This is a genomic window from Methanocaldococcus bathoardescens (genome assembly GCF_000739065.1).
Lineage (GTDB): Archaea > AGJL01 > Methanococci > Methanococcales > Methanocaldococcaceae > Methanocaldococcus > Methanocaldococcus bathoardescens.
Window position 1 is genome coordinate 72,179 of the sequence record NZ_CP009149.1, and the last position, 25,808, is coordinate 97,986.

The 25,808-nt window shown below is 29.6% G+C and carries 30 protein-coding genes; 6 read left to right on the forward strand and 24 right to left on the reverse strand.

Annotation, left to right across the window (positions count from 1 at the left end; translation table 11 throughout):
• Both JH146_RS00365 and JH146_RS00370 read left to right on the forward strand, forming a co-directional pair.
• On the forward strand, positions 1-750 hold the full coding sequence (locus JH146_RS00365) for a sulfite exporter TauE/SafE family protein (protein WP_048201140.1): 750 nt from the start codon (positions 1-3) through the stop codon (positions 748-750).
• Positions 751-824: 74 nt separating this feature from the next.
• Positions 825-2,354 carry a flippase gene (locus JH146_RS00370; protein WP_048201141.1) on the forward strand — a complete coding sequence of 510 codons (1,530 nt, stop codon included), beginning with the start codon at positions 825-827 and terminating at the stop codon, positions 2,352-2,354.
• Here the strand turns inward: JH146_RS00370 and JH146_RS00375 are convergent.
• The 18 genes from JH146_RS00375 to gmhA all read right to left on the reverse strand — a co-directional run bounded on the left by JH146_RS00375 (position 2,351) and on the right by gmhA (position 16,597).
• Complete coding sequence (locus JH146_RS00375; protein WP_048201142.1) at positions 2,351-3,967, reverse strand: alkaline phosphatase family protein; 1,617 nt, start codon at positions 3,965-3,967, stop codon at positions 2,351-2,353. The two genes, JH146_RS00370 and JH146_RS00375, sit on opposite strands and share 4 nt — an antisense overlap.
• Entirely contained in the window at positions 3,961-4,941 is a 981-nt protein-coding gene (locus JH146_RS00380; RefSeq protein ID WP_048201143.1) for a glycosyltransferase family 2 protein, read from the reverse strand. The genes JH146_RS00375 and JH146_RS00380 overlap by 7 nt, the downstream gene beginning before the upstream one ends.
• The gene (locus JH146_RS00385; RefSeq protein WP_048201144.1) at positions 4,938-6,029 is read right to left on the reverse strand and encodes a DegT/DnrJ/EryC1/StrS family aminotransferase; all 1,092 of its coding nucleotides are present in this window, start codon (positions 6,027-6,029) and stop codon (positions 4,938-4,940) included. Before JH146_RS00385 ends, JH146_RS00380 begins: the two co-directional genes overlap by 4 nt.
• A gap of 7 nt (positions 6,030-6,036) precedes the next feature.
• Positions 6,037-6,693, reverse strand: a complete 657-nt coding sequence (locus JH146_RS00390) for an HAD family hydrolase (protein ID WP_048201145.1) — start codon at positions 6,691-6,693, stop codon at positions 6,037-6,039.
• 46 nt (positions 6,694-6,739) lie between these two features.
• Positions 6,740-7,492: a class I SAM-dependent methyltransferase gene (locus JH146_RS00395; RefSeq protein ID WP_048201146.1), complete on the reverse strand. Its 753-nt coding sequence runs from the start codon at positions 7,490-7,492 to the stop codon at positions 6,740-6,742.
• Positions 7,482-8,480: an ATP-grasp domain-containing protein gene (locus JH146_RS00400; protein ID WP_048201147.1), complete on the reverse strand. Its 999-nt coding sequence runs from the start codon at positions 8,478-8,480 to the stop codon at positions 7,482-7,484. Before JH146_RS00400 ends, JH146_RS00395 begins: the two co-directional genes overlap by 11 nt.
• The gene (locus JH146_RS00405) at positions 8,461-8,913 is read right to left on the reverse strand and encodes a sugar 3,4-ketoisomerase (protein ID WP_048201148.1); all 453 of its coding nucleotides are present in this window, start codon (positions 8,911-8,913) and stop codon (positions 8,461-8,463) included. The genes JH146_RS00400 and JH146_RS00405 overlap by 20 nt, the downstream gene beginning before the upstream one ends.
• Positions 8,914-8,980: 67 nt before the next feature.
• Positions 8,981-9,877, reverse strand: a complete 897-nt coding sequence (gene rfbD, locus JH146_RS00410) for a dTDP-4-dehydrorhamnose reductase (protein WP_048201149.1) — start codon at positions 9,875-9,877, stop codon at positions 8,981-8,983.
• A 16-nt stretch (positions 9,878-9,893) separates the two neighbouring features.
• Positions 9,894-10,964, reverse strand: a complete 1,071-nt coding sequence (locus JH146_RS00415) for an ATP-binding protein (protein ID WP_048201150.1) — start codon at positions 10,962-10,964, stop codon at positions 9,894-9,896.
• A gap of 5 nt (positions 10,965-10,969) precedes the next feature.
• Positions 10,970-11,965, reverse strand: coding sequence for a dTDP-glucose 4,6-dehydratase (rfbB, locus tag JH146_RS00420; RefSeq protein WP_048201151.1), 996 nt, complete (start codon positions 11,963-11,965; stop codon positions 10,970-10,972).
• A gap of 2 nt (positions 11,966-11,967) precedes the next feature.
• Complete coding sequence (gene rfbA, locus JH146_RS00425; RefSeq protein ID WP_048201152.1) at positions 11,968-12,846, reverse strand: glucose-1-phosphate thymidylyltransferase RfbA; 879 nt, start codon at positions 12,844-12,846, stop codon at positions 11,968-11,970.
• A 10-nt stretch (positions 12,847-12,856) separates the two neighbouring features.
• On the reverse strand, positions 12,857-13,426 hold the full coding sequence (rfbC, locus tag JH146_RS00430) for a dTDP-4-dehydrorhamnose 3,5-epimerase (RefSeq protein WP_048201153.1): 570 nt from the start codon (positions 13,424-13,426) through the stop codon (positions 12,857-12,859).
• 29 nt (positions 13,427-13,455) lie between these two features.
• Entirely contained in the window at positions 13,456-13,740 is a 285-nt protein-coding gene (locus JH146_RS00435; protein WP_048201154.1) for a nucleotidyltransferase domain-containing protein, read from the reverse strand.
• Position 13,741: 1 nt separating this feature from the next.
• Positions 13,742-14,275 (reverse strand): D-glycero-alpha-D-manno-heptose-1,7-bisphosphate 7-phosphatase, encoded by a 534-nt coding sequence (locus JH146_RS00440; RefSeq protein ID WP_048201155.1) that lies wholly within the window; start codon positions 14,273-14,275, stop codon positions 13,742-13,744.
• An 18-nt stretch (positions 14,276-14,293) separates the two neighbouring features.
• Positions 14,294-15,208: a bifunctional heptose 7-phosphate kinase/heptose 1-phosphate adenyltransferase gene (locus tag JH146_RS00445; protein ID WP_048201156.1), complete on the reverse strand. Its 915-nt coding sequence runs from the start codon at positions 15,206-15,208 to the stop codon at positions 14,294-14,296.
• A 9-nt stretch (positions 15,209-15,217) separates the two neighbouring features.
• Positions 15,218-15,691, reverse strand: coding sequence for a D-glycero-beta-D-manno-heptose 1-phosphate adenylyltransferase (gene rfaE2, locus JH146_RS00450; RefSeq protein ID WP_048201157.1), 474 nt, complete (start codon positions 15,689-15,691; stop codon positions 15,218-15,220).
• Between the two features lie 31 nt (positions 15,692-15,722).
• Positions 15,723-16,025: a hypothetical protein gene (locus tag JH146_RS00455; protein WP_048201158.1), complete on the reverse strand. Its 303-nt coding sequence runs from the start codon at positions 16,023-16,025 to the stop codon at positions 15,723-15,725.
• 14 nt (positions 16,026-16,039) lie between these two features.
• Positions 16,040-16,597 (reverse strand): D-sedoheptulose 7-phosphate isomerase, encoded by a 558-nt coding sequence (gene gmhA, locus JH146_RS00460; RefSeq protein ID WP_048201159.1) that lies wholly within the window; start codon positions 16,595-16,597, stop codon positions 16,040-16,042.
• A gap of 86 nt (positions 16,598-16,683) precedes the next feature.
• Here gmhA and galU point away from each other — a divergent pair, with 86 nt between their 5' ends.
• Together galU and JH146_RS00470 are read left to right on the forward strand one after the other, a co-directional pair.
• Positions 16,684-17,535 carry a UTP--glucose-1-phosphate uridylyltransferase GalU gene (gene galU, locus JH146_RS00465; RefSeq protein ID WP_048201160.1) on the forward strand — a complete coding sequence of 284 codons (852 nt, stop codon included), beginning with the start codon at positions 16,684-16,686 and terminating at the stop codon, positions 17,533-17,535.
• A 59-nt stretch (positions 17,536-17,594) separates the two neighbouring features.
• Positions 17,595-18,008 (forward strand): EamA family transporter, encoded by a 414-nt coding sequence (locus JH146_RS00470; RefSeq protein ID WP_048201161.1) that lies wholly within the window; start codon positions 17,595-17,597, stop codon positions 18,006-18,008.
• Positions 18,009-18,036: 28 nt separating this feature from the next.
• On the opposite strand, the gene JH146_RS00475 is transcribed toward JH146_RS00470, so the two are convergent.
• A complete protein-coding gene (locus tag JH146_RS00475; RefSeq protein WP_048201162.1) occupies positions 18,037-18,291 on the reverse strand; it encodes a hypothetical protein in 255 nt (84 codons plus the stop codon).
• A gap of 129 nt (positions 18,292-18,420) precedes the next feature.
• Between JH146_RS00475 and JH146_RS00480 the strand changes: the two genes are divergently transcribed.
• Complete coding sequence (locus JH146_RS00480; RefSeq protein WP_048202556.1) at positions 18,421-19,596, forward strand: redox-regulated ATPase YchF; 1,176 nt, start codon at positions 18,421-18,423, stop codon at positions 19,594-19,596.
• A 25-nt stretch (positions 19,597-19,621) separates the two neighbouring features.
• On the opposite strand, the gene cobZ is transcribed toward JH146_RS00480, so the two are convergent.
• Positions 19,622-20,059, reverse strand: a complete 438-nt coding sequence (cobZ, locus tag JH146_RS00485) for an alpha-ribazole phosphatase CobZ (protein WP_048201163.1) — start codon at positions 20,057-20,059, stop codon at positions 19,622-19,624.
• Between the two features lie 15 nt (positions 20,060-20,074).
• Positions 20,075-21,088 carry an ATP-binding protein gene (locus JH146_RS00490; RefSeq protein WP_048201164.1) on the reverse strand — a complete coding sequence of 338 codons (1,014 nt, stop codon included), beginning with the start codon at positions 21,086-21,088 and terminating at the stop codon, positions 20,075-20,077.
• A gap of 93 nt (positions 21,089-21,181) precedes the next feature.
• Between JH146_RS00490 and JH146_RS00495 the strand changes: the two genes are divergently transcribed.
• Complete coding sequence (locus tag JH146_RS00495) at positions 21,182-23,818, forward strand: DEAD/DEAH box helicase (RefSeq protein ID WP_048201165.1); 2,637 nt, start codon at positions 21,182-21,184, stop codon at positions 23,816-23,818.
• Here JH146_RS00495 and cbiQ read toward each other — a convergent pair.
• The 3 genes from cbiQ to cbiM form a co-directional block, all read right to left on the reverse strand.
• Entirely contained in the window at positions 23,798-24,583 is a 786-nt protein-coding gene (gene cbiQ / locus JH146_RS00500; RefSeq protein ID WP_048201166.1) for a cobalt ECF transporter T component CbiQ, read from the reverse strand. The two genes, JH146_RS00495 and cbiQ, sit on opposite strands and share 21 nt — an antisense overlap.
• 72 nt (positions 24,584-24,655) lie before the next feature.
• Entirely contained in the window at positions 24,656-24,973 is a 318-nt protein-coding gene (locus tag JH146_RS00505; RefSeq protein ID WP_048201167.1) for a PDGLE domain-containing protein, read from the reverse strand.
• A gap of 23 nt (positions 24,974-24,996) precedes the next feature.
• Positions 24,997-25,623, reverse strand: a complete 627-nt coding sequence (gene cbiM / locus JH146_RS00510) for a cobalt transporter CbiM (protein WP_048201168.1) — start codon at positions 25,621-25,623, stop codon at positions 24,997-24,999.
• Positions 25,624-25,808: the final 185 nt, after the last annotated feature.

The window sequence follows — 25,808 nt, forward strand, 5'->3', positions numbered from 1 at the left end:
ATGCCATCATATCTCTTTGTAATTCTTGGATTTGTTGTTGGATTTCTTGTTGGTTTAACTGGGATTGGAGGAGGGGCTTTAATGACTCCTTCTTTAATATTTTTGGGAGTTGAACCTCTCATAGCAGTTGGAACTGATTTATTATATGCATTTATAACAAAAATTTTTGGCTCATTTTTTCATAAAAGGAATGGGAATGTTAATTTTAATATTGCATTTAGGTTATTTTTAGGAAGTTTGCCAGCAATAATTTTTGGGACTTTTTTATTGGAGGTTATAAATAGGGAGGTTTTAAATAAGTATGTAACTTTAATTTTGGCACTTGTATTGATAATCTCATCTATTATAAGTTTTTATAAAGGAAAGAGTAGGAATAAAAAATTAAATAACAATGTTTTTGTTTTGATTGGTTTTTTGGTAGGTTTGATTATACAACTAACTTCAGTTGGGGCTGGAGTTATTGTGGGATTTGTTTTATTAAATTTTACAAACTTACATCCAAAAGAAGTTGTAGGAACAACAATATTTTATGGGGTTTTAATAGCATTACTTGGATGTTTAAGCCATGCAACACTTGGGAATGTTGATTATTTGTTAGCTTTATATTTAATAGTTGGGACTATTCCGGGAGTTTATTTGGGAACATGTTTAAATTCAAAAGTCCCTAAGGAGATTTTGAGGAAGATTATTATAATTTCTATATTAATTATTGGAATAGTTATGGTAGTTAGAGTGTTTGGCAGTATTTGACTATAATAAAAAGAATATTTAGCTATTTAAGGTTTTAAGATTTTTGGAGTTGTTTTGGTATTAGGTGGGATGTTATGAGTGAAGCAAAGAAGGCATTGTTTAGCATTGCCCGTGGAGCTGGATTGATATTTTTTGGGACAGTATTTTCCATGTTTTTTGGATTTTTAAGTAGGATAATTATAGCAAGGCATTATACAACTTTTGAGTATGGTATATTTTCTTTATCTTTAACTATATTAAGTGTTGTTATGGTTTTGGTTTCTTTAGGACTTCCTGAAGGTGTTGTTAGAGAAATTGGCTTTTATAAAGATAAGGATATCTCAAAAGTTAAAGAAATTATTTTTACATCTCTTTTCATAATTTCTCTTAGTAGTTTGGTGTTTATGATTTTAACTTTCTTTAGTTCTGATTTCATTGCTAAGATATTTCATCAAGATGAGTTAAGTGTATTTCTTGAAATACTGTCATTTACTATTCCTTTCTCTGCAATAAGTGGGATAATAATTTCATTTTCAAGGGGATTTGGAAGAGTAAAGGAAAGAATTTATTTACAGAGTGTATTGTATCCAATATTGTGGTTTATACTTGTTTTATCTTTGTTTATATTTAATCTTTCTATTATATATTTGTTTTATGCTTTTTTGTTATCTCAAATTTTGACATGTTTGATTACTGTTCTTTATGTGTATTATTCAAAATTTTTAAAAATTAGTTTTTCTTTAAATTTAAATTTAGCAAAAGAGCTTTTAGTATTTTCAATTCCTTTGTTACTTGTAAGTATATTAGCTTTTATAATGAACTGGACAGATATTTTAATGGTTGGTTATTATCTTTCATCTGAATTTGTTGGATTTTACAATACTGCTGCACCTTTGGCAAGGTTAATACCAATATTTTTAGATTCTGCTGCTTTTCTTTATGCTCCTATTGTTTCTGGACTTTATGCAAGTGGAAAAATTGAAGATATGAAAACAACATATCAAATATTAACTAAGTGGATTTTTTTAGCAACTCTACCAATATTTGCTATGATGTTTCTTTTTCCAAAGGCTGTTATAGGTTTTTTCTTTGGAGTAAAATATTTGGAAGCATCTGATGTGTTGAGAATTTTATCCTTAGGTTTTATGTTTCATACATTTTTGGGCTTAAATGGATTGAGTTTAATAGTAATTAAAGAAAGTAGGTTTATTATGGTATCTAACACCATTTCTGCAATTTTGAATATTATTTTAAATGTTTTATTGATTCCAAAATATGGAATTAATGGGGCGGCAGTGGCTACTGCTGTTTCTTATTTTATTGCAAATATCTTAACATCTATAAGACTTTATCAAAAAACTAAGATTCATCCATTTAGTAGGAATTATGTGAAGTTGTTGATAATTAGTTTTATAATGCTTTTTGGTATTCAAGCATTTGGTTTGGATGTTTCTAATATTTTATATGCTATTCTTATATTAGTTACGTTCTTTTTGTCTTATATGTTTTTAGTATTATTAAGTAAATGTGTTGATAAAGAGGATATTGAGTTATTTTTAGTTGTAGAAAGGAAGTTAGGGGTTAATTTATGGATAATAAAAAGAATTTTAAAGAAGTTTGTTTAAATCTTACCTTTGAGTTTTAGGTTTTTAATGGCTTTTTTAAGTTTTTCATCCTCTTGTTTTTTCTCATAATAGCTTGGATCAACATATTTTGGTTCTCTTTTTACAAATTCACTATCTTTTTCAAATATTTCCATTAACACTCTACCATCCATATCATTTGGGATTGGCAAACCAAAAATATGAAGGATTGTTGGGACAATGTCATAAATTTTAGCATTTTCTATTTTATAACCTTTTTTAATACCTTTACCATAAGCAAGAAATATTCCTCTTAAAGTATGTGTTGAGTAAGTTAAAGGTGTAGGTTCTGAGAAAGTTTGTCCTTTCCATAAATTGTCGAAACCATAGTTTATGTAACTAGTCTCATTTATTGGCTCAATTAATATATCTGGCATTATTTCTAAATATTCCCCACTATATATTTCTTCTTTTTTCCAGATTTTTTCTACTACTTTTTCATTTGTATTTGGATCTTCTAAGTTTTTTAAAATAGCGATAACTTTTTCTCTTACTATATCGTAGTCCTTTTTATCCACTATACCATATTTTTCTCTACCAATTAAGTTAATATAGATAGCATTTGGTGTAGGATTGTATGCTAATGTTTGATTCCAGTCTATATTTTCCATATCTATTCTAATTTCTTTTTTTAGACGTTTCATAAAGTTTATATTTTCTACTATGACCTTGATAAGCCTAAATGAATATAATTTTCTTAAGAGGTTATAAAGTTTTTTATGTTTAACAATCTTAGTAGTTTGGCCCTTAAATTTTAGTAAGCCCATTTCATTAAAGTAAATGTTATAATTAACTTCTCTATACATGCCTCCATGTCCATGGTCAGATACTAAAAATAATATATCTTCTTCTGTTAAGGAATCTAAAAAATCATTAAGTTTAGTATCAATAAATTTGTAGAACTCTAAAATGGCATTTTGGTATTTACTTGGCTTATGTTTAGGATGATTAGGATCCATATAATGCCAAAAGTAGTGTTTCATCTGATCTGTATAAAAAATCGTAAAAAAGAACAAATCCCATTTAGTATTTTGAAATAAATCGAAAGCAATTGCAATTTTTTTCTTTGTAATTTCATAAACTTTTGATATGTATTCATCTTCACCAATTTCTTCAGGAGGTTTTGTGACTATTCTTTCATAACCTATTTTTTTTATTTTTTCTCTTACAAATTCAGGATATGCAAATTTCTCTTCATCACTTGAACCCATAATTGGACAATGGATATATACTCCTTTATAACCATTAGGTTTAGGTGTAGCTGTTGGTGTATTAATTATATTTGTCACTAAACCATGGTAATTTAAAATTTTCCAAAGTGGTCGGTATTTATCCCAATCTATTTTAACATTTTCCATTTGCATAGTGTCCCAATTAGGCTGTCTGAAATAATATATTCCCAATTTTCCAGGATTTTTACCTGTTAACATGCTAACCCATGCAGGACACGTAATTGGAGGAATCGTTGATTCTAACACTCCCCAAGCCCCATTTTCCATTAATTTTTTAAATGTCGGCAACTCCCCTGTATCAGCCCAAGGTTTTATTAAATCCCATGTTGCTCCATCTAATCCAATAACTACTACTCTTACCATATTAAAACCCCCCAAATTATCCAGAGCATATTTTTTATTTTTTCTTTTAATGACACGTCTGAATGTTTTCGTTTTGGGTATATTGTTAATAACATACTTATGCCTATCAAGATAAGATAATTTATAATTATCATTGTTTTTAATAGCCATACTTTACCTTTATGATGTTTTTTGAAATATTTAATTTGGCTCTTAACATATTCTTTTATTTTCCATGTTGGATCTGCTTTTTTGAAAGAACTTCCATGATCATGAATAACTTCAGCTGAAGGAACCAAATAAATCTTGTATCCTTTTTTCCAGATTCTTTTACATAAATCTACATCGTTATAATAAAAAGGGAAATTAGGATCAATAATATACCCATCCTCAAGAACAAGTTCTGGTCTTAATATTAGACATGCTCCTGGAGGTTGTTCTATTTCAATTATGGAGCTTACATCTAAATCATAACCAAAATAATATCTAAGCTTTTTATATGAAAATAAAAATCGATCGATCATTTGTCCAACGATATTATCAACATAGAAAACCATAGATATATTCCAAAACCTGTAGTAATACAATTGAGGGGAACCATCTGGATTAAGTAACTTTCCAGTAGCAGCTCCTGCATCTGCTTTAGAGTCCATGAATTTAATTAATTCTCGAACGGTATTTTTCTTTAAAATTGTATCTGGTCCAAGAATCAGTAAATAACGCCCACTTATTTGATTTTGTATTTTGTTTAGTGCTAATGCACCTTCATTTTTATCGTTCTTTATAAATTTTAATTGTTTATATTTGGAGTATTTACGAATAACTTCATCAAAATCCATATCCTGAGAATTATTATCAATTATAAACATTTCATAATGAATGTCTTTACATGTATCTAAAACTGAATCTATACATTTTTGTAGCTTATTAGTAACATTCCAATTAATTGTGACTATTGTTACATCTAACGTCTTTTCATTATTTTGTTTTTTCATGTTATCTTCACCTTTATCAATGAACATATTTTTTCAATTTCATCTTCATTCAGCCAAGGATGTATAGGCAAAGAAAGAATCTCATTACAAATTTTTTCAGTGGCAGGTAAGTATTCATTAACTATATTCAAATAAGTTCCCTGCTTATGAATGGGAATAGGATAATGTATCTGAGTCTGTATTCCATTCTTAAATAAATATTGTTGTAATTTGTCTCTTTCTTTGCATCTAATGACATACAAATGATAAACATGTTTAGCCCACTCTTTTTCAATAGGGATAATTATCTCAGAACCCTCTAAAAGCTCGTTATACAATTTTGCTATTTTTCTTCTTCTTTCATTCCACTTATCTAAATATTTTAGTTTTACCCTAAGTATTGATGCCTGGATTTCATCTAATCTACTGTTTATACCAATAACATCATGATGATACTTCTTATAAGAACCATAATTTCTTAGCATTTTTAACTTATTTGCAATATCTTCATCATCTGTAACTATCATTCCAGCGTCTCCATAAGCGCCGAGGTTTTTGGTAGGATAAAAACTAAAACATGCGATATGTCCGATGCTACCAACTTTTTTACCTTTATATTTTGCACCATGGGCTTGACTTGCATCTTCTATTACAAATAAACCGTATTTTTCAGCGATTTCCATTATTGGATCCATATCTGCAGGATGTCCATATAAATGAACAGGAATTATGGCTTTTGTTCGTTCTGTTATCTTTTTTTCAATTAGGGTTGTATCAATTGTATATGTTTCTGGATCTATATCTACAAATACTGGTTTTGCTCCATTTCTTACAATAGCATCAGCGGTGGAGATAAATGTATGGGAAACAGTTATTACTTCATCACCTCTACCAATACCAAGAGCCTTAACTGCTAAATAAAGTGCATCTGATCCAGAATTTACTCCAATTCCAAATTTTGTTCCAACATATTTAGAAAATTCATGTTCAAGTTTTTCTAACTCTTTTCCTAATATAAACCATCCTCTTTCTAATACCTTTTGAATTGCACTATTTATCTCATCTTTGATTTCAGAATATTCTCTCTTTAAATCTATAAATGGTATCATTATAATGTCACCTTATTTTTTCAATTATTTTGGGAAGTTCATAAATATTATCAATATAAAATTCTGGATTTAATTTTTTAAGAAAATTTTTCGATCTTATACCATACGTTACAGCAACTGATGATATTCCTAAATATTTTCCAGCTAGTATGTCTGTTTCAGAATCCCCCACGATAAGTAGATCAGCTGTTTTTGAGGAATGGTTAGTAAGATATTTTTTAATTAATATAGATTTATCTTTTAATTCTAAAGGTGAACCAACTAGAATTTCTTTAAAATATCTAATTAATTTTAAATTTTTTAATTCCCATATAAGATTGCTTTCATTATGCCTCAAAGTTACAAGTATTAGTTCTATATTTTTATTATATAACATAGATAAAACTTCTGAAACACCATATATAGGAGTATCAAGTTTTAGATACTCTCTTTTTTCTATTCTTTTAATCCATTCATTTTTAAATTTTTCAGCAAACTCTTTGGGACAATTATTTGGAAGCATTTCTATAGTTTTTTTTCCTTCTCTTTTCAACTCCCAAAATTTCTCTTTGGAAATACTAATCTGGAAACCATTTAATTTTAAAATGTCATTATATACTTTGTAGTGTCTGTCAGAGGTGTCAATCAATGTACCATCAAGATCAAAAAATATTGTTAGTTTCATTTCTATCACCATAAAAAATAAACAAAAAAATAAATAACTTTAATATTTAACGATTATTCTCTACTACAGCACATACATAAATATGCGCACAGTAATCTGGTAATTCTTTACCGACTTCATAAAGTCCTCTGATTATTTTTTCATCTAAATTCATCATCATAGAATTTGGAAATGGTTTTAAAAATATCCCTTCCCAATGTAAAATCTTATAGCCACTACTTCTGAGTTCATTAAATAAAATTTCTTTATCATATACTTTCTTATGTCCAAGTAATCTATCCCTTTCACTGAACTCATGAACATCTTTAATTATACCCATATAATATGCTATTCTTCTATGTAAAGAATATGCATTTGGAACAACAATGTGGAGTTTTCCATTAGGTGCAAGCCAGTTTTTTATCTTGTTTAAAACTTTTAGCCCAGTATCTTTGTCTATATGTTCCAATCCACTAAAAAATACAACATCACTTATATCTTTATTATTATATTCAAAATCCTCCCATAATGAATGATAAAACTTTATATTTGAATAGTTCTCTAATTTTTTTCTTACATACTTTATGTTTATCTCAGAACCATCTACCACTAGGAGCTCCTGGCATACGTTTACCAATTTTTCTGTTAAAATACCTCTGCCACATCCGAGTTCAATTACTTTTCTGCCTATAAGATATTTGCTTAAAACTTCGAAATCAAATTGTAATAGCCAATAGTCAAAGTCCTTTTCTGGGGAGATAGGATCATAACTTTTTGCAATACTATCTAGTTTCTTAATTGTATTCTCGTTAGTTCTCATAATAAAACACCTCACTCCAATATCTACACATCCTTACTATTTTAAAATTTTTTACAGTTTTTAAATTTTCTCCTGCTATCATTTTAAGAGCAAACAGAGGGGTATTCACCCCTGCAGCAATAGTTAAAGGTAAGCTTCCTGAAAATCGTGGATTTATTTCAATAAACTTTACATCATCTTCATTTTTAAAGCATTGTATATTTGCAGGACCTATTATCTTTAGTTCCTCAACTATTTTCTTTGCATAATCGATAAGCTCAGGATCTTTAACAGTCTGACCTTTATAAGATATTCCAGATCTAACTTCAATTCTCTTTCTTGGTACAACAGAAACCACTTTTTTACCATCTGAGAAAACATCTATTGTATATTCCTGTCCCTCCACTTTTTCTTGGATTATAGGTTCATTAACTCTTCTTAAAAGGCAGAGTTCATCTTTATTATAGATTTCATACACATTTCGACTACTAACACCCTTTCGTGGTTTGACTATTATTGGAAAGTCAATACCTGCCGAATAGAGATCCTGAATAATTTGATCAAAATCAAAATCATTAATAGTATTAAGTAATAAGGTTTTTGGAGTAGGGACTCCTATTCTACTAAAAAATTTGTAAGTTTCATATTTATCATTACAAATAATAATTGTCTCATATGGTGATATTAACACGTTTGTATATTTGTTAAGAATATTTATATTTTGTGATATAATTTCAAGCTCGATGTCTATTATGGGAATCAATAGATCTATTGACTCAGACGTAATAATTTCAACAAGAGTATTTATGTATTTCTTTTCTTCAATAGCTGGTGGAATTTTGAAGAATTTATCACAGAATTTTGATCCTGCTATATTGTCTTTATCATTAATATCTACACCTACTATAAATACATCATATTCATTCTGCATTCTTAAACCTTTTATAACTGAAATGGCAGTAGTACTGCCGACACCTGTTATTAGCACTCTAAAGCTTTTTCTTTTCATCCCAAAATCCCCCACTAACCATTTTTTTGAATGTTTCATAATCTCTAATATAATCCTTTTCATCATATAAAGTAGAAGCTAATACAAGTGCTACAGAATTCGATGAAAAGTTAATTAGTTCTCTCCAAATACCTGGTGGAACATACAGACCATAATGCGGTCTATTAAGAAAAAAACTTTTTCTTGTATATCCATCATCTACTACAACTTCAAAACTACCACTTAATGCTATAATTACTTGTTCGAGTTCTATATGAGCATGTCCTCCTCTAGTTTCACCACTTGGGATATCATAAATATAATAAACTCTTTTGATTTCAAAAGGTACATGTATATTTCCTTCAATAAATGTTAAATTACCTCTATAATCTGAAACTTTTGGAAAATTAATTATTTTACATAAATTTATTCTACCGGTTGTCGGCACTGTCATACTATTCACCTTATATTATTTTTTAATTTAAACTTTTTAAGTTTATTAAATTATGCTACAAAAATTATTACTTTGTTTCCACTTTTAACTTTTTTATCTCCTTCAATGCTTCTTCAACGCTCTTTAACTTAATTCCCAATAACTTTTTAACCTTCTCACTATTCAAAGAAGTATCTCTCGGCCTTTTAGCCTTCCATCCTAATTCTGAACTCTTAACTGGTTTTATTAAACTTTCATCAAATCCAAAAATCTCAGCAACTTTTAAAGCGAACTCATATCTGCTAACCTTCTCCCCACCACCAAAGTGCAACAATCCCCTAACATCTCTCTCATATATCTTAACAGCCCCATCAATAAACTCATTAACATAGGTTGGAGTGTTCCACTGGTCAATTACAGCATTTATAGCCTCATTATTTTTTAATCTTTCTAAAACCCACATAAAGAAATTAACTTTAACTGGACTTATGCAATAGGGAACAGATATCCTAACAATAGATATTGAATCATAATCTAACTCATTTAAAAACCTCTCCCCCTCTGCCTTTGTATAGCCATAGTAATTGATAGGATTTATCTCATCTTCTTCAACATAATTCCCTTTTTCCCCATCAAAAACATAATCGGTTGATATATGGCATAGAGAACATCCAATCTCCTTACAAGCCTCTCCAATATATTTAGCTCCCAAGGCATTTATTTTATATGCCAAATCTCTCTCTGTCTCACACAAATCAACGTTAGTCATTGCGGCAGTGTTGATAACAAAATCTGGATTTATCTTTCTAATAGTCTCTTTAATCTTATTCTCATCAGCAATATCTATAAAATATTTTTCAACATCCTTAAAAAACCCCTTATCACTCCTTGTTATAATATAAACCTTATAATCATCCAACTCCAAAAACTTTTTAACCAATTCATATCCAATCATTCCCAAACCAATAATAGCAACTTTCTCCATAGAATCACCATTTATTTTATAACAACATCTTTATAGCGTTCCAGACTAAAAAACTCTGTGGTTTTAAAATCCTTTTTTGTGAATTTAAAAATAAAATATTCTCCTTAATTAAAAATATCCTAATTTTCCTTTTTATCTTATTCTTTGGAACTTCATAGTTATCTTTAAACAATTTTAATACCTCTAAGACTTCATCATAATTCACGCTTTCATAATCCTCCTCAACCTTCTCTAATAATTCTTCTAAGTGATTTAACTCCTCCCCAAGTTTTGTTTCCAAAACCTCTTTCAAATCTTTACCAAGTTTTAACTTAACAATAACATCATAAATATCCTTTGCCTTTCCACCAACATAGTTATAAATTAGCTCTTTATCATCATTAGACAAATGTCTATTTAGTAAATCTCCTGATAGAAAATCAATAAACTTTAAAGCTGTATCTTTATCAAAATCATCAACTAAGATATAGTCAACTCTCCCTTTTAATTCAGCTTTCCCATAGATATACTCAATAAATAAGCTATCTGAGCTTAAACAAAAAACATGACATAAATGTTGTTCTTTAGTTAAAGAAACTAAGAATTGAAATAGTTCTTTTAATAAATACTTCTGCCCGTTAAGAACGACATCTTTAATCATTTGAAGCTCATCAAAGATTAAAATTGGTTGTTTCCCACTCTTTTTAACTTCTAATAATAAGGTGTTTAAATACTGAAAAACATCGTTTATCTTCTCTTCAAATAACTTATCAAATTCAATCTCAGGAATTGGAATACCAGTTAGAATCTTAGCTCCTTTAGTTATTAAATTCAAAACCTCTGATTTGTCCTTAATTTTCTCAAAGAAATCATCTTTTTTAGTAGTGAAGATAGCTTCAATGAATTCTTTTTTTTCTGAGATTAAATAAGTTCTAAAATTGATATAAAAAACCTTGTAATCGTCACTTAGCCTATTTTCTATAATGTATTTTATTAAGGTTGTTTTTCCACTGTTTAAAGGACCATAAATAAAATAAATATTATTTGGCTCCCCTTCTAAGATTGATAGAATTTCTTTTATTTCTTTCTCCCTATTAAAAAATTTCATTAGAATCACCATTTCAACTTCCAAGGCGTTGGATGTAAAACCTTCTCATTAATCAAAGGCTTCCACCACCATTCATTATTAAGATACCATTCAACAGTCTCTTTCAACCCATCTTCAAACTTAAACTTTGGTTTCCAGCCAAGTTCTCTTATCTTTGAAGCATCCAAGCTGTATCTAATATCATGCCCCGGTCTATCCTCAACAAACTCAATTAAATCTTCTGATTTACCCATAATCTTTAAAATCATCTTAACAACTTCTATATTCTTCTTCTCCTGATTTGATGCTATGTTATAGACTTCTCTCTTTTCTCCTTTTTCTAAAACTAACTCTATCCCACTACAATGATCTAACACATAAAGCCAATCTCTAACATTCTCTCCTTTACCATATATTGGGACTTTTAAATCCATACTCGCTCTAATTATCGTCTTTGGAATCAACTTTTCAGGAAATTGATACGGCCCATAATTGTTTGTACATCTTGTTATCTTTGCGTTTAAGTTGTAAGTTCTCGCCCATCCTAAGACAAGCATATCTCCTCCAGCCTTACTTGCAGAGTATGGAGAAGAGGGCATCAACCTATCATTCTCTGTAAATGAACCTTTCTCAATATCTCCATAAACCTCATCAGTGCTCACATGAACAAAATTAACTTCTGGATTGTATTTCCTAATAGCCTCTAATATAGTATAAACACCAATTATGTTGCTCTCTATGAATGAATATGGGTTAGATATGCTCCTATCCACATGTGTCTCTGCAGCCATATTTATAACAGCATCAACTTCTTTAACTAACTTAGAAATAAGCTCAAAATCAGTTATATCTCCCTTCACAAACGAATATCTATCCTCGTCTATACCTTTTAAGTTATCTAAATTAGACCCATATCCAAGCTTATCTAAATTTATAACTTCCCAATCTTTATGTTTATCTAAAATATATCTTATAAAATTACTTCCAATAAATCCAGCCCCTCCAGTAACTAAAATTTTCATTTTTATCCCTCATTAGCTAATCTCTCTAAATATTTTCCATAATCTGTCTTTAACAATGGCTTAGCAAGTTCTAACAGTTGCTCTTTTGTTATCCATCCGTTTCTATAAGCTATTTCTTCCAAACAGCCGATCATCAATCCCTGCCTTCTCTCAATTGCGGCAACAAAGTTTGTTGCCTCTAAGAAACTCTCATGAGTTCCAGCATCAAACCATGCAACTCCTCTTGGCAAAAGCTTAACCTTCAACTTCCCTCTTCTTAAATACTCATTGTTTATATCAGTTATCTCCAACTCCCCTCTCCAAGATGGCTTTACCTGTTTAGCTATCTCAATAACATCATTATCATAAAAATAAAGCCCTATAACAGCATAGTTTGATGGAGGATTTTTTGGTTTTTCTATGATTGATTTAACATTACCATTTTCATCAAACTCAATAACTCCATACCTCTCTGGGTCTTTAACATACTGCCCAAATACAACCCCTCCACCTTCTTTCTCTAACACTTCTTTTGCTTCAAGTAAAAGCCCAGTTAATCCACTTCCATATAAAATATTATCTCCCAAAATTAAGCAAACGTTATCATCGCCAATAAATTCTTCTCCAATAATAAACGCCTCTGCCAAACCTCTCGGCTCTTTCTGCTCCTTATAATACAGCTTTATTCCAAACTGCTCTCCAGTTCCTAAAAGTTTTTTAAATCTTGGTAAATCTTCAGGAGTTGAGATAATCAATATCTCTCTGATTTGAGCAAGCATTAAAATAGACAGCGGATAATAAATCATCGGTTTGTTGTATATTGGCATTAAATGTTTATTTCCAGCATAAGTTATTGGATACAACCTTGTTCCTGAGCCGCCTGCTAAGATTATTCCCTTCATATTCTCACCTCTATTCATTATTTGGTTCATAAACAAAGTTATTATCTGCCTCTCTTAATGGAGGATGTCTTTTATCTTTTTCAGATAAAATAGGATTTTTTATTGGCCAGTCTATTCCAATATCTTTATCGTTCCAAATTATTCCTCTGTCATCCTCAGGGGAGTACTCTGCTGTGCATTTATAAACAACCTCTGCCTCATCACTTAAAACACAAAACCCATGGGCAAACCCTTTTGGAATATAAAGCATTCTTCTATTTTCTTCTGATAAAATAACCCCTACCCACTTCCCATACGTCGGAGAACCTTTCCTTATATCTACAGCAACATCAAATATCTCCCCCCTTATGCACCTAACCAATTTACCTTGTGCATTTGGATTTTTTTGATAATGCAGTCCCCTTAAAACCCCTTTCTTAGATTTTGAGTGGTTGTCTTGAACAAATATCTCCTTAATCCCAAATTTTGAAAACTCACTATACTTATAAGTCTCCATAAAAAAGCCCCTTTCATCTTCAAAAACTACTGGCTCTATTAATATAACTTCTGGAATCTCCAATCTTTTGAATTTGAATGGCATTTTCCCACCCTTATAAAATCTCAACACCTTCATTTAAAAAAAATTGTTGAATAAAAACTACTATGTCTTAATTTATTAAATTCATCTTCACTTTTAATTATAACATTAATTAGAATTCCGTATTCAACAATAATATCAACAATCAAATCTATAATATCATCTAATTTAATGTCCCCAACAATTAATATGTCAATATCGCTTTCTTCGTTATAATTCCCTCTCGCATAAGAACCAAATAAAATAACCTTCTTTATTTTATTTCCAAATATCTTTCTTAAATTTTTCAAAAAATAACTTAATGCTTTATCATGCATATTAATCACTCTTTCTTATAATCTCTACACAATCATATAAACTTTTAGCAATAAAATCTGCCTGTGTTTCTTCATCCTCATAAAGAATCCTTATAGTCTTACAACCAACACTTTTCCCACAAATTATATCTCTTTCGCTATCTCCAATCATCCAACTTTTTTTAAAGTCAATATTCCACTTCTCCTTTGCTCTTAAAAGCATGCCATTCCTTGGCTTTCTGCAATCACAAGTCCCTTCTAAATGTGGGCAGTAAAAAATATCATCAATCTCAGGCAACAATTTAAGCATATAGTCATGAATAACTTTTAAATCTTCTTCTGTCATAATACCTTTGGCAATTCCCTGCTGATTGGTTACAACTATCAACAAATAACCCATTTTTTTAAATTCAATTAACGCCTCTCTAACCTTTGGTAGTAATTCAAACTCTTCTATCCTCTTAACATAATCCCCAATTAACCTTTTATTTATAACTCCATCCCTGTCTAAAAAAATTGCTTTTGAAACGGAATTTTGATTTTGTCTTATATTCAATTCCACCACCAAAAAATCTTAATCCTTACCAAACAACTCTTTCAAACTAACTGTTGCAGTTCCAACCTTTCCTACAACAATTGAACTTGCCTTATTTGCTAATTTAACTGCATCAATTAAATTATAGCCCTTATCTAATGCATAGGCTAAAGTAGCAATAAACGTATCTCCAGCTCCAGAAACGTCATGGACTTCTTTAACTTTTGTCGGAATATGAAAAATTTCTCCATCCAAAGTTATTAAAGTAGCTCCTTTTTCACTCCTTGTTATAACAAAATTTGAATTATATTTATCAACTAACTCTAAACCTGCCTTTTCTAACTCATCATCTTTATTCTCAATCTCTCTTCCTAAAATTTGAGAAGCTTCTTTTAGATTTGGTTTTATTAAATAAACATCATTATAAAATTCTATGTTTTTTGGTTTTGGGTCAACTAAGATTTTTCCTTTAAATTCTTTTTTTATGCCTTCCATAAGTTCCTTTGTAATTAATCCCTTTGCATAATCGGAGATTATTAATATCTTTGATTTTCCATTGAGATTTTTAATAACTTCTAAGATTTTATTGCTTAGCTCATCATTTATTGGATAAATTTTTTCATAATCAACCCTAAGCAACTGTTGATTATAACCCATAGCAACAAATCTATGCTTCACTATCGTTGGCCTCCCATCAGAAACAAAGCAATATTTAATATTATTCTCGTTGCATAACTTTTCAATACATTTTCCAAATTCATCGTTATTAGAAATACTTATTAAAAATACATCATGGTTTAAAGAAGCTATATTGTTTGCGACATTTCCCGCTCCTCCTAAGGTGTATTTCTCTTCAACCACATTTAATATTGGAACAGGAGCTTCTGGATTTATCCTCTCAACCTTTCCATAAGTATATTTGTCAAGCATAACTTCTCCTAAAACAATTATCATCTTCTCCCTCTATTTATATTTCTCTAAAACCCATTCTATTATCTTTGTTGTTGAAAATCCTTCAATTAAAGGAATTATTTTTATTTCCCCGCCATAACTTTTAACAATCTCTGCCTCTGGTAAGTCTTCCTCTCTATAATCCCCACCTTTTACATGAACATCTGGCTTTATTATTTTTATCAATTCTATAGGTGTTTCTTCATCAAATGGCACAACAAAATCCACGGCCTTTAAGTTATCTAAAACATAAGCTCTCGAGTATAGAGGAATTATCGGTCTTTTATCTCCTTTTATCTTTTTTATGGATTTATCTGAATTTATTCCGACTATTAAGATATCTCCCAACTTTTTTGCCTTGTTTAAATACTCTACATGTCCCCTATGGATTATATCAAAACATCCGTTAGTAAAAACAATTTTTAGATTTTGGCTTTTTAACTCTCTTACAATGTCTTCTAATAATCCTCTATCCTCAATTATCATGTTCTCACTTATTTATAGAAATATTTTGTTTTTATTTAAATAACAATAATTTTCCAATGATTTCGGGAGCATAGATAGATAAAATTATAATTAACGCAATTATTATCATATCTCGTCTAAGCAGTTTAATTTCCTTTTCAATCTTTTCATCTAAATATTTAATATCTTCTTTTGTAGCTAATTCACTTCTTAATTCATCTTTCAACTCATTTTTGATAATAATTTTATTTTCTTTATTAAGTTCAATAATAATATCGTAAATCTCTCTTGCTTCCTTCTCATCTTTAACTTTTTTAAGTATCAACTCATACAACTTAGCGTAGGCAATAGCCATAATCTCCACCATAACTAACTAAATAATCTTTTCTCAACCTCTTCGCATATTACATGGTAAATTGTTAGATGGCATTCTTGGATTCTTGCTGTGTCATTAGAAGGAACTATCAATGCCAAATCAACAATATCCTTTAACTTCCCCCCATCTTTTCCTAACAATCCAATTGTATAAATACCCATTTCTTTTGCTTTATTAACCGCCTTTATAACATTCTCTGAGTTTCCACTTGTAGATATGCCAACTAAAACATCCCCCTCTTTGCCCAATGCTTCAACTTGCCTTTCAAAAATCTTATCAAAACCATAATCATTCCCTATAGCTGTTAAAATTGATGTATCTGTTGTTAATGCAATTGCAGGAAATCCTTTCCTTTCTAACTTAAATCTCCCTACAATTTCAGCAGCAAAATGTTGAGAGTCAGCAGCTGAACCACCATTTCCACAAATTAAAATTTTATTTCCATTCTTTAATGCATTATATATTATTTCAATTGCTTTTTTTAACTTTTCTTCATTTTCTTCAATAAATTTTAACTTTACATTTGCACTTTCCTCAAAATACTTTCTCATAATACCACCAAATTTATTTATACCTACTTAATAAATATAGATTATTAATGATTTAAATTTAACTAAAATTTACTTAAAGGGGGAAAATGATAAAGAAAGCTGTGATTCCAGTAGCAGGTTTTGGAACTCGATTGTTGCCAATAACGAAAGCTCAGCCAAAAGAGATGCTTCCAGTCGTGAATAAGCCAATAGTTCAGTATGTTGTTGAGGATTTGGTGGAAGCGGGAGTAAAAAATATTTTATTTGTAACTGGAAAAGGAAAACAGGCAATAGAGAATCATTTTGATATGAATTACGAATTAGAATGCAAATTAGAAAAATCTGGAAAATATGAACTTTTAAAAATCATTAAAGAAATTAATAATTTAGGAAATATATTTTACGTAAGGCAGAAAGAGCAAAAAGGTTTAGGAGATGCTATTTTATACGGAGAGGAGTTTGTTGGAGATGAATACTTTATAGCAATGGTTGGAGATACAATTTACTCTAAAAATATTGTAAAAGATTTAATAAAAGCTCATGAGAAATATGGTTGCTCAGTTATTGCTTTAGAGAGAGTTCCAAAAGAAGATGTCTATAAATATGGAGTAATTGATGGGGAAGAGATAGAGGAGGGGGTTTATAAGATAAAAAATATGGTAGAGAAGCCAAAAGTTGAAGAAGCTCCCTCAAATTTAATTATAACAGGAGCTTATTTACTATCACCAAAGATATTTGAAAAAATTAAACAAACGCCTCCTGGAAGAGGAGGGGAAATTCAAATTACAGATGCTATGAATCTACTTTTAAAAGAGGAAGATATTATAGGAATTGAGATTAACTGTAAAAGATACGATATTGGAGATGTTCTTGGATGGTTAAAGGCAAATGTAGAGATTGGAGCTGAAAAATTCCCTGAATTTAGAGAATTTTTAAAGGAATTTGTTAAAAGCTTATAAATAATGGATTAATTCAACCTTTGAAAAATTTATAACTCATTTTTAATTTGTGGGATATTATGGATGTTGCAATAATCTTAGGACTTTTAGTGGCTGTGTTTTATGGTATTGGGACATTTTTTGCAAAAATTGTTTGCGAAAAAAACCCATTATTTCAATGGATAGTGGTAAATATAGTTGGGATTATATTATGTATATTTATATTAATCAAATATAAAAATATAATTATAACCGAGCAGAAAATTCTTACCTATGCTATAATATCGGCAATATTAGTGGTTGTTGGCTCTCTACTGTTATATTATGCATTATATAAAGGAAAAGCGAGTATAGTTGTGCCTTTATCATCAATAGGGCCAGCAATAACAGTAGCTTTATCAATACTATTTTTAAAAGAGTCATTAACAATGCCACAAATGATAGGTGTGATTCTTATAATCATTGGAGTTATATTGCTCTCAATCACAAATTAAGTTTAAAAAAGTAAAAAATAATATAAGTTTATTGCTCACCTACAGATAATAAATATCTTCTTGCCCCTTGCATTCCAAGCTGTAATTTTATTGCCTTTATAAGCTCATAAACATCTTCAACAGTTTCAGCATCATATAACGCTTCTTTAAACTTCTCTCTTTTTGATGGCTCTACCAAGTTTAAGAGATATTCAACTGTGGCAACCAACTCAATATATTTTCTCTCTCTATTCATTAAATTATCTAATTCATTTAGTATCTCTTGAATTTTTCCAGATGGCATTTATTTCACCATATACATGATATCTAAATTTCAGGATAATTTTGTTATATGTGATATAAATATTTTAATACGAGTGGTTTCTATTTAACTGGTAATATTAAAAATACTTTTTGCGGTGAGAGCTTGGCAATGATTGGATTAGTGGGAAAACCAAACGTAGGAAAATCAACAATGTTCAATGCCTTAACTGAGAAACTTGCTGAGATTGGGAATTATCCATTTACAACAATACAGCCAAATAAAGGAATTGCTTATATAACTTCAATTTGTCCATGTAAGGAATTGGGAGTAAAATGCAATCCAAGAAATTCAAAGTGTGTAGATGGGATTAGATACATTCCAGTTGAAGTGATAGATGTTGCTGGTTTAGTTCCAGGAGCACATGAAGGTAGAGGAATGGGAAATAAGTTTTTAGATGATTTAAGGCAGGCAGATGCATTTATTTTAGTTGTAGATGCCTCTGGAAAGACAGATGCTGAAGGAAATCCAACAGATAATTATGACCCAATTGAAGACGTTAAATTTTTACTAAATGAGATAGACATGTGGATTTATGGAATTTTAACCAAAAATTGGGATAAATTGGCAAGAAGAGCTCAGCAAGAAAAAAATATAGTTAAAGCTTTAAAAGACCAACTAAGTGGGTTGAATATAGATGAAGATGATATAAAGATGGCTATTAGAGATATGGATGAAAGTCCAATTAAATGGACTGAAGATGATTTGCTGAATTTAGCTAAGAAACTTAGAAAAATCTCAAAACCAATGATTATTGCAGCGAATAAAGCAGACCATCCAGATGCAGAGAAAAACATTGAAAGATTAAAGAAAGAGTTTGAAGATTATATTGTTATCCCAACATCTGCTGAAATAGAGTTAGCTTTAAAAAGGGCTGAAAAAGCTGGCATTATAAAAAGAAAAGGAAGTGATTTTGAGATTGTTGATGAGAGTAAGTTAAATGAGCAAATGAGGAGAGCTTTTGATTACATAAAGGAGTTTTTAGAGAAATATGGAGGAACAGGAGTTCAGGAGTGTATAAATAGAGCATACTTTGATTTACTAAATATGATTGTTGTCTATCCGGTTGAAGATGAGAATAAATTTTCAGATAAGCAAGGAAATGTTCTGCCAGATGCTTTTTTAGTTAAAAAAGGAACTACTGCAAGAGATTTAGCTTATAAAGTACATACTGAATTGGGAGACAAGTTTATCTATGCAATAGATGCAAAAAAGAAAATTAGAATTGGGGCAGATTATGAATTAAAGCACAATGATATTATTAAGATTGTCTCTGCCGCAAAATAAAGCTAAATAATAATGGCTTTACCCCTTATGGCTCAAAAACCTTACTCATACACCCAGCCAATAATCCAGCTATGGCATCATCTAAAAACATAAAGCCTTTCTTATCCAATTCCCCAATTATTCCTGGTTTTTTAGCATCATAGAATCTAAAATTAAATATTGCTTTTGTTCCAGCAATCTCATTCGCTATAGCCAATCCAATAACTTCATCAACATAAACATAGTTTGGGTCTTCGTTGTAGTTGAATGGTAAATTGTTAGATTTTCCTTCTCTATCCAATAAAATTGCCGCAATTAATAAAGTTGAGACATTAGGATTAGCCAATTGTTTTAACAAAATATCTTTAAGTTTTTCTCTAATTTTATCTCTCTCTTCATCATCCCCAATATATAAGGCCATTCCTGCATCTAACAAACTTTCTATGGTTATTCCAAAAGATTTTAACTTTTCAATAATATCCATTTTCTCACTAAATATTTATTTTTTGAATACATTTTTTATAGCAAACCATTTCTTTACCGAAGTCGGCTTTATAATCCCATTTATAACGTCATAAAACAAAATCTCATTCTCAATTAAAAACTTAACATCATCAAAAATCTCATCTTCAAACTCCTCAATATCTACTTTTATCTTATCCTTAAACTTACTTAGAACTTTTAGTAAATTCTTTTTTCTTTCTCTATTTGATTTTATTAGGTATTTTATTTTATCTGCTTCAATATTAATCCATTGCTTTATTGTCTCTTCAACAGAAATTCCAAGTTTTTTATTCTCAATTAAATCAGCTATTTCATAAGGTAAAGATAGGTAATCTAAACAATGATTAATCTCTTTTTCACTAAAACCCTCTTCTTTTAAAATATTTCTTATAGTTCCTTTTCTTAACCAGTCAATTAAATAATACTTAGATGCATTTTCCAAAGTAGAGTTTCGATAAATCTCCTCAATAAACAACGTATCAGAAGTTAAGCATATAACATGGCATAGATGCCTTACTTTAGTTAAATGAACAAATAAGTTAAATAACTCATTTAATAATGATTTACCTCCGTTGAAGTAAATATTCTTCAATTTCTGCAACTCATCTATAATTAAAACTGGCTTTTTTCCATCTCTAACAACTGCCTCAATTCCTTCGTAAATCTTATCAAACACATCATTTAGAGATGATTCATCAAAATTAAACTTTTCTTCAACTCCAAACTTCCATATTTTTAGATTAACCTCAAATCTATTTAACACATACTTTTTATCAGATTTTTCAAAAAATATTTTTAAAAACTCTTCCTTTGTTGGTGTTGCATGTCTTCTTAAATCATAATAAAAAAATACCAAATCATTCCCCTTAGACAATTCCTCAATAACTTTTAACATAACTGTAGTTTTACCAGAAGATTTTGGACCATAAACGAATAAAATAGAGTTTGGCTCTAATTGAACATAAGTTTTTAGATAATGCAATTCCTTCTCTCTATTGTAGAATTTCATTAAAATCACCTGTGGGACATTAATTAAGATGGTGATGTTATTATAACCTTAAAATAAGATGTTATCTAAAAGAATCCTATAAAGATGATTATTATGGAAGAGATATTTAAAGGCATTGAAAAAGAAATATTGAAGATTTACAAAATTCCTGAAAAGAAAGGAAGATTTTCTAACTTTAAATTTAAAAATAAAGAGGTTAATGAGCTAATTAATGCTTTAGGTTTTAAATTGTATTTACATCAAGTTAAAGCTTTAAAATATCTTTACAATAAAAAAGATGTGGTTGTTACGACATCAACTGCAAGTGGAAAGAGTGAGATTTTTAGATTAGCAATATTTGATAACTTTTTATCAAATCCTAATGATAGATATTTGTTAATTTATCCTACAAGGGCTTTGATAAATAACCAATATGAAAAGTTTTCTATGGAAAATGAGTTATTTTACAAAATAACTAATAAGAGAGTTAAAGCAGAAATATTAACTGGAGATGTGAGTTTAGAGAAGAGGAAAGAAATTTTAAAAGATAAACCAAATGTGTTATTTACAACCCCAGATATGCTTCACTATCAAATATTAAAAAATCATGAAAGCTATTCATGGCTTTTAAAAAATTTAAAGCTCTTAGTGGTTGATGAACTCCATGTTTATAGGGGAGTTTTTGGAACGAACATGGTTTATGTTTTTAAGAGGTTGTTAAAATTATTGGAAAAATTGAATAACAATCCACAAATACTCTGCCTTTCAGCAACTTTAAGAAATCCAAAAGAGTTCGCTAAGCTATTGTTTAATAGAGATTTTGAAGTTGTTGATAAAAGCTATAATCCTTCATCAAGGAAATATTTGACTATTTTAGAACCAAAGAATTTGGATAATAAGCAGTTATTGAGAAGATTGATAGAGAATTTAATAAACAACAATATAAAAACACTCGTATTTTTTGATACAAGGAAAGAGACAGAAAAGTTGATGAGATTTTTACTAAATTCTAATGTTTTTAATAGAATCTCAACATATAAAGGAACACTTCCAAAATACATTAGAGAGGAGGTAGAGGAGAAATTTAAAAATGGAGAAATATTAGGTTTATTAACAACAAATGCTTTAGAGTTAGGAATTGATATTGGAGATTTAGATGCCGTTATAAACTACGGTATTCCACCAGATGGTATTTTTTCATTAATTCAGAGGTTTGGTAGGGCTGGAAGGAGAAATAGGGAGGCACTAAATATCATAATTTTAAGAAAAGATGGTTTAGATTATTACTATAAAGAGAATCTAAATGAGCTTTATGAAAAAATTAGGAAGGGAATTATTGAATACATGCCTGTAAATGTAACGAATAGATTTGTTGCTAAAAAACATTTGCATTATTTAATCTCCGAACTTAAGATAATAAATTGGGAAGAGCTTAATGATTTTGAGAAAGAAATAGCTAAAGAGTTAGAAAAAGAAGGGAAAGTAAAAATCTATAAAAATCTAATAACAAACAAGATAGAGATAAAGATTGTAAAAGAGCCAACATATTCATCAATAAGAACAGCAAGCGATGAAAGTTATTATTTAATTTTAGATAAGCCATGGATAAAAAATAAACTGTTAAATAAAAACCAAAATGAGATTTTAAAGTTTATAAATTGGCTTAAAATTAAGGGCTATGTTATTGAAGAAGTTGATAAGGATGAATATTTCCGCTCATTGCTTCCAGGAATGCCATATTTCTCAAGAGGAAGGTTGTTTATAGCAAAAGATAAACTAAGCTTTGGAAAATTCAATTTTATCTTTGCTGATGAGTTGGATATCTTTTGGGATGTTGAAGCACAACAAAAGAAAGAAGAAGAAATTGATATTTTAGATATTTACCATAAAAAGAATTATAAAGGCATAGATATCTACCATGGAAAGTTGAGAGTTAGGAAAATCTATAGTGGATTTATTGTCAAAGGAAAAAACATAGATAACTTTTATCAAGAACTCTTATCTCTTAAAGATAACGGCATTTTAGATGCAGAAATTGAGCTTTTTAAAGATTTCTTTGGCTTAAACTTTATAAGCGTTAGATTTAAAAAAGAGATTATTAGGGATTTTGAGACAGATGGAATTTGGTATGTATTTCCAGATAATATTAGAGATGTCGCAAATGAAGAGTTTTTTGAGTTTTTAAATGTTATAGAAGAAGATGATTTGGCTATTTCAATTTATAGAGATAGAAAGCTTAGCAGAAAAGAGCTATTTCCAATCTACTTAGGAGCTACAACACATTATATAAAAAATGTTATTAAAAACAGAGTTAAAAAGCATTTAAATGTTAAAAAAGACACTAAAAAAGTTGAACTCCTAACTTACAAAATAAAAAAACTTATTGACAGCAAAGATGGAATTGTTGGGGGCTTACATGCTATAGAGCATAATATAATAAAGATAACTCCAATTTTTACATACATAGATAGTAGAGAGATTGGGGGCTATAGCTATGAGAGATTTAACAAAAATCCATTTAAAGATAAAGCGGTTATTTTTATCTACGATGGGAATGAAGGAGGTTTTGGATTAGCTGAAATTTTATATGAAAATGCTGAAAGATTATTGAATAAAAGCTTAGAGCATTTAAAAAACTGTAACTGCATAGATGGCTGTCCGCTCTGTATTTATTCAACAAAATGTGGAACATTTAATGAATTTTTAGATAAGTGGCAAGCAATAAGAATTTTAAAGAAGTTGATTAAGTAAAGAGCCAAGATAATAGGAAACGATAATAAAAACAATTACCAAACATAGAAATACTAAATCCAATAATGTTATTTTGTTATCATATAGTGCTAACTCACTATTTTCATTATATCCTCTTGATAGCATAGCTAAATATGTCCTCTCTCCCTGTTCATAAGCTCTAATAAATAAAGTCCCAACAGTGTATCCAAAAATTTTTAAGGCATTTTTATATCCCAAAGTTTTTCTATTATATCCTCTCGATTTTTGTGCTTTTAGAGTTTTTTCCATAACTTCATACATTAAAAACAGATATCTTATCATTAAACCAAGAAGCATAGCCATAATATTTGGCATTCCTAACTTTCGAGAAGCACTTATAACTTGATACATAGGGGTTGTTGATGATAGAAGCATTATTGCAGAAACACATACTAAAAATTTCAAAAACATGGTTATTCCAAATAATAATCCTTCATAATAAATTGAAAATCCAAATAAATTATAAATTACTGTCTCCCCTCTAACAAATGGCTGAAATATAGCTAAGAATATACCAAATGGTAAAACAAGGATGGTTCTTTTAACCACATCAAAAAATGTCTTTGATATAATCATTAAAAAGACTAAAAATAGCTCTAAAATTATCAGTGAGTATATATTGCCCTGTAAATTTGCAAATAAGACTATTATAAAAATAGAGATTAACTTTATCCTTGCATCAATCCTATGCATTAAACTTTCCTTTGAAGATAATTTTTCTACAATATATACATTACCGTGCATGATACTTCCCCAAAAACTTTAATTGAAAATAGAAAAAATTTTGTTTAAAAATTAAAAGAGGTTAAAGAGTATTTAGTTTGAACTTGGCTTTTTTAAAACTATTGCTACACCATAAGCAAGAGCTAACATTATTAATGTCCCTACAATCATGGCAATAACTTCTCCAACTTTACCCATTCCTTCTATTGAGTAATCTGGCATTGGAGATGGAGCTACTGTCCCCTCTTCCTCAAGACCGAGAGCTTGTAAGTTTTTATGTAACGCATCTTCATTTATAATTTTCTCAGCAGTACTTTCTAAACCGTCTGGATTGCTTGAAGCTAAGAATGGAGCTAATATGGCAATTATTATAGCTACAATCAACCCCCCAATAAGTATCTTATTGTCCATTTAATACCACCTTAATTTATTATTTATTGTGTGCTTAAACTTTTAACTAAATCAGGTTTTGTTGAACTTAAATAACTTACAACTATTGCAGTAATAACCCCTTCAATAATACCTATAACAGCGTGGTAGAGACCCATATACATTAAACCTTTGTCTAATGGGAATACTCCTCCAATAGCTAATTCAATAGCACACGCTATAGCAGCTAAGAATGTTGCACACCATCCACCTAAGAAAGATGCCAAAGCAACATTTGATTTTTTCAATGCTTTGAAAACATAATAACCAACAAAACCACCAATAATACCCATGTTGAAGATATTAGCCCCCATTGCTAACAATCCACCATCTGCGAAGAACAACCCCTGAACAATTAAAACCAATGTTAGCATTAAAACTCCAGCCCATGGGCTGTCAAATATAATTGCTGTTAATGCACTACCTACCATGTGCCCACTTGTTCCCCATGGAATTGGCATGTTCATTGCTTGAATTGCAAAGATACCTGCAGCTAAAGCAGCAAATAATGGAACTGATTTCTCATCTAAGTTATTTTTTGCCCACATTATGGACTTTGCTACGAATATCAACGATATTATCCAGAAAAGGATGCTTTCCCATATTGGTAGAAATCCATCTGGTATGTGCATAGTTTCACCTTTTTGATATTATCTAATTGAATTAACATCATACTTAATGTAGGTAATACTATTTAAACTTTTTTACTTAAAATTTATTAAAAATGTCTTGAGTTAATATAAAAAAATGTTACATAAAATTAAAATAAAAGAAATTGAGATACTAAATATTATTTAGAGAGAATTCTTTAATATTT